At 66.6% G+C, this 4728-nt stretch carries 3 protein-coding genes; all 3 read left to right on the plus strand.

Going from position 1 to position 4728, the window contains the following annotated elements; genetic code table 11:
• A partial coding sequence (locus BGN95_RS08810) for an efflux RND transporter periplasmic adaptor subunit (protein ID WP_286772419.1) occupies nucleotides 1-1019 on the plus strand: 1019 nt, incomplete at its 5' end.
• 3 nt (nucleotides 1020-1022) lie between these two features.
• Nucleotides 1023-4259, plus strand: coding sequence for an efflux RND transporter permease subunit (locus BGN95_RS08815; protein WP_286772420.1), 3237 nt, complete (start codon nucleotides 1023-1025; stop codon nucleotides 4257-4259).
• A partial coding sequence (locus tag BGN95_RS08820) for a TolC family protein (RefSeq protein ID WP_502688272.1) occupies nucleotides 4259-4728 on the plus strand: 470 nt, incomplete at its 3' end. The genes BGN95_RS08815 and BGN95_RS08820, both read left to right, overlap by 1 nt.

Here is a 4728-nt window from a genome sequence, read left to right on the forward strand (position 1 = left end):
GACGCACCGTCGCCTTCCAGAGCTCCGAGGTCCGCCCGCAGGTCAGCGGGGTGATCCAGAAGCGCTTCTTCGCCGAGGGCTCGATCGTCAAACAGGGCCAGCCGCTCTACCAGATCGACCCCAGCCTCTATCGCGCCGCGACCAATCAGGCCTCGGCCAATCTCGCCAGCGCCGAGGCGACCGCCGCCGCCGCCAGGACCAAGGCCGAACGCTATCGCCCGCTCGCCGAGATCGAGGCGGTGAGCAAACAGGATTATACCGACGCGCGCGCGGCCCAGCGGCAGGCCGAAGCCGCGATCCTGCAGAACAAGGCGCAGCTCGATACCGCGCGGATCAACCTGCGCTTCACCACCGTCCCTGCGCCGATCACCGGGCGGATCGGGCGATCGCTGTTCACCGTCGGCGCGCTCGTCACGACGAGCCAGGCCGATCCGCTGGCGACGATCCAGCAGCTCGATCCGATCTATGTCGATATCCAGCAATCAGCCGCCTCGATCATCGCGCTGCGCCGCAGCCTGGCGAGCGGCGGCGCGGTGTCGATCCAGGCCGCGGTGCGGCTCAAGCTGGAGGACGGCAGCGACTATGGCCGCACCGGCAGCGTCGAATTCAGCGAGGTGGTGGTCGATCCGTCGACCGGCACCGTGACGCTGCGCGCGCGCTTCCCCAACCCCGACGGGCTGCTGCTGCCGGGCATGTTCGTCCGCGCCGTGTTCGATCAGGCGATCGACCGGAATGCGATCCTCGTGCCGCAGGCCGCGGTGACGCGCGATCCGAAGGGCAATGCGACGGTGTGGATCGTCGGCCCGGGCAACAAGGCGGTCCAGAAGACGGTCACCGCCGATCGCACGCAGGGCGCCTTCTGGGTGGTGACCCAGGGGCTCGCGCCCGGCGACCGGGTCATCACACAGGGCACCGGCAATCTTCGCGCGAACATGGACGTCAAACCGGTGCGCGCCGATACCCCGCAACGCATCGCGCCGCCCGACGCCGGGTCCGATCAGGGCAAGAAGGCCGGCTGAGCCATGTCGCGCGTCTTCATCGACCGGCCGATCTTTGCCTGGGTCCTCGCGATCATCGTGATGATGGCCGGGGTCGGCGCGATCATGAAGCTGCCGATCGCGCAATATCCCGATGTCGCGCCGCCGCAGGTTTCGGTGCGCGCCAATTATCCCGGCGCCAACGCGCTGACGATCCAGAATTCGGTGACCCAGGTGATCGAGCAGCAGCTCACCGGGATCGACGGGCTGCTCTATTTCACCTCTTCCTCCTCGTCGCGCGGATCGGTGGGGATCACCGCCACCTTCGCCAAGGGCACCAACCCCGATATCGCGCAGGTGCAGGTGCAGAATCAGGTGCAGCAGGCGATCAGCCGGCTGCCGACGCAGGTCCAGCAGCAGGGCATTACGGTGCGCAAGTCCAATCCGGACTTCCTGCTGATCGCCGGCGTTTACGACATCACCGACAAGCTGACCAACCAGGACGTGTCGGACTATCTCGTCTCCAATCTGCAGGAGCCGCTCGGGCGGTTGCAGGGCGTGGGCGACACCAATGTGTTCGGCTCGCAATATGCGATGCGCATCTGGCTCGATCCGGCGAAGCTCGCAAGCTTCGCGCTGATCCCGGGCGATGTGATCACCGCGATCCAGAACCAGAACACCGAGGTCGCGGCGGGCGAGATCGGCGGCCAGCCGATGCCGCAGACGCAGATGCTCAACGCCACCGTCACCGCGCAATCGCGGCTGCAGACCCCGGCGCAGTTCCGCGAGATCATCCTCAAGGTGCTTCCCTCCGGCGCGACGGTGAAGCTGTCGGACGTGGCGCGGATCGAGCTGGGCGCGGAGAATTACACCGCGACCTCCCGCGTCAACCGTCACCCGGGCGCGGGCATCGCGGTGCTGCTCGCGCCAGGCGCCGACGCGCTCAAGACCGCCGAGCTGGTGAAGGCGGAGATCGCGCGGATCAGCAAATCCTTCCCGCCCAATCTGCGCGTCGATTACGCCAACGACACGACCGACTTCATCAAGCTTTCGATCGAGGAAGTGGTGAAGACGCTGATCGAGGCGATCATCCTCGTCGTCATCGTGATGTTCGTGTTCCTGCAAAGCTGGCGCGCGACGCTGGTGCCGACGATCGCGGTGCCGGTGGTGCTGCTCGGCACCTTCGCGATCTTCTATATCGTCGGCTTCACGATCAACACGCTGACGTTGTTCGGATTGGTGCTGGCGATCGGGCTGCTCGTCGACGACGCGATCGTCGTGGTCGAGAATGTCGAGCGGCTGATGGAGGAGAATCCCGGGATGACGCCCCGGGAAGCGACGATCGAATCAATGAACGAGATCACCGTCGCGCTGGTCGCGATCGCGCTGGTGCTCTCCGCGGTGTTCCTGCCGATGGCGTTCTTCGGCGGATCGACCGGGGTGATCTATCGCCAATTCTCGCTCACGATCATCTCCGCAATGGGGCTGTCGGTGCTGGTGGCGCTCATCCTGTCGCCCGCGATCACCTCCAATCTGCTCAAGCAGAAGAGCGAGGAAGGCGATTTGCGCGGTGGCTGGCTCGATCGGCACGCCCCCTGGCTCGCGACCGGCGCGATGCGCGCGCGCGACTGGTTCAACCGCACCTTCGAGGCCGGCGTGACGCGCTATACCGGCACGGTCCGCACGGTGGTCGAGCGCAAATGGCTGTTCCTCGTCATCTATGTCGCCACCGTGGCGCTGCTGGCGGTGCTGTTCCTGCGGTTGCCGACAGGCTTCCTGCCGACCGAGGATCAGGGCGGCGCGCAGGTGCAGTTCCGCCTGCCCGCCGGCGCGACGCTGGGCCGCACCACCGAGGTGCAGCGCGCGGTCGAAAATTATTTCGCCGAGCATGAATCGAGCAACCTCAAGACGATCTTCACCGTCGCGGGCGGCGGCGGTGGCGGCGTCAGCGGGCAGAATACCGGGCAGGGCTTCCTCAACTTCACCGACTGGAAGGACCGGCCGGGCAAGGAAAATACCGCTGACGCGATCGTCGGGCGCGCTTCGGCCGCGTTCAAGAACTTCCGCGACGCGCAGGTCTTCGCACTGATCCCGCCGGCGATCCGCGGGCTCGGCCAGTCCGAAGGCTTCACGATGGAGTTGCAGAACACCAGCGGGATGAACCAGCAGGATTTCGAGGCGGCGCGCGACCGGCTCTATGCGATGGCCAACGCCGATCCGAAGCTCACCGGCGTGCGGCTCACCGAATTGCCCGATATCGGCACGCTGCAGGTCAATACCGACGCGCAGAAGCTCGCCTCGCTCGGGCTGACCCAGGCCGACGTCAACACCACGCTGTCGACCGCCTGGGGCGGCCGCTACGTCAACGATTTTGTCGATCGCGGCCGCGTCAAGCGCGTCTATGTCCAGGGCGACGCGCAATTCCGCGCCAAGCCCGACGATCTCGATCAATGGTATGTGCGCGGGTCGAACGGGCAGATGGCGCCCTTCTCCTCCTTCGCCACCACCGGCTGGTCGCAGGCGCCGACCACCCTTTCGCGCTTCAACGGCATCCAGAGCTTCGAATTCCAGGGCCAGGGCGCGCGCGGGGTGAGCTCGGGCGATGCGATGAACCGTATCGCCGAACTCGCCGCGCAAATCCCGGGCACCAGCATCGCCTGGGCCGGGGTGTCCTATCAGGAGCGACTCTCATCGGGGCAGGCGCCGCTGCTCTACGGGCTGTCGCTGATCGTCGTCTTCCTGTGCCTCGCGGCGCTGTACGAAAGCTGGTCGATCCCGCTCGCGGTGCTGCTGGTGATCCCCCTGGGGCTGGTCGGCGCGATCCTGTTCGTCACGCTGCGCGGGCTGACCAACGACGTCTATCTCCAGATCGGGCTGCTGACGACGATGGGGCTCGCGGCGAAGAATGCGATCCTGATGATCGAATTCGCCGAGCAGGAGGAAAAGAAGGGCAAGCGCGTGATCGAGGCGGCGCTGACCGCCGCGCGGATCCGTCTGCGCCCGATCCTGATGACCAGCTTCGCGTTCATCTTCGGGGTGCTGCCGCTGGCGATCTCGACCGGCGCGGGGGCGAACAGCCGCATCGCGATCGGCACCGCGGTGATCGGCGGGATGCTGACCGCGACGATCCTCGCGATCTTCTACATCCCGATGTTCTTCGTGCTGGTGCGGCGCGGTTTCCGTGACGCGATGGCGCGGATCCACGGCGAGGAGCCCGGCTTCCACCGCGATCCGCATCTCAACGAGCCGCCCCAGGGCACGCCGCATCTGGAGGGCAAGTGATGCGCCGCGCGATCCTGCTCGCCGTCGGCAGCGCGCTGTCGGCATGCAGCATGGCGCCGAAATATGTCCGGCCCGAGGCGCCGATCCCGCCGTCCTGGCCGACCGGTGACGCCTATCTGCGCCAGAGCGAAGCGGCGCTGCCGAGCGTTTCCTATCGCGATATCTTCCGCGACGCGCGGCTGCAGCGGGTGATCGATCAGGCGCTGACCAACAACCGCGATCTGCGCATCGCGCTCGCCAATATCGCCGCGGCGCGCGCGCAATATCGCATCCAGCGCGGCGAATTGTTCCCCGCGATCGGCGCGAGCGGATCGTATAATTACAGCCACAGCAATACCCCGACCGCGAGTTCGCCGAGCGGCACCAGCACGTCGTTCAGCGCCGGGATCGGAGTCACCGGGTTCGAGGTCGACCTGTTCGGGCGCATCCGATCGCTGACCGATGCCGCGCAGAACCGCTATTTCGCGCA

It is taken from the genome of Sphingomonas sp. 66-10 (genome assembly GCF_001897045.1).
Lineage (GTDB): Bacteria > Pseudomonadota > Alphaproteobacteria > Sphingomonadales > Sphingomonadaceae > Sphingomonas > Sphingomonas lycopersici.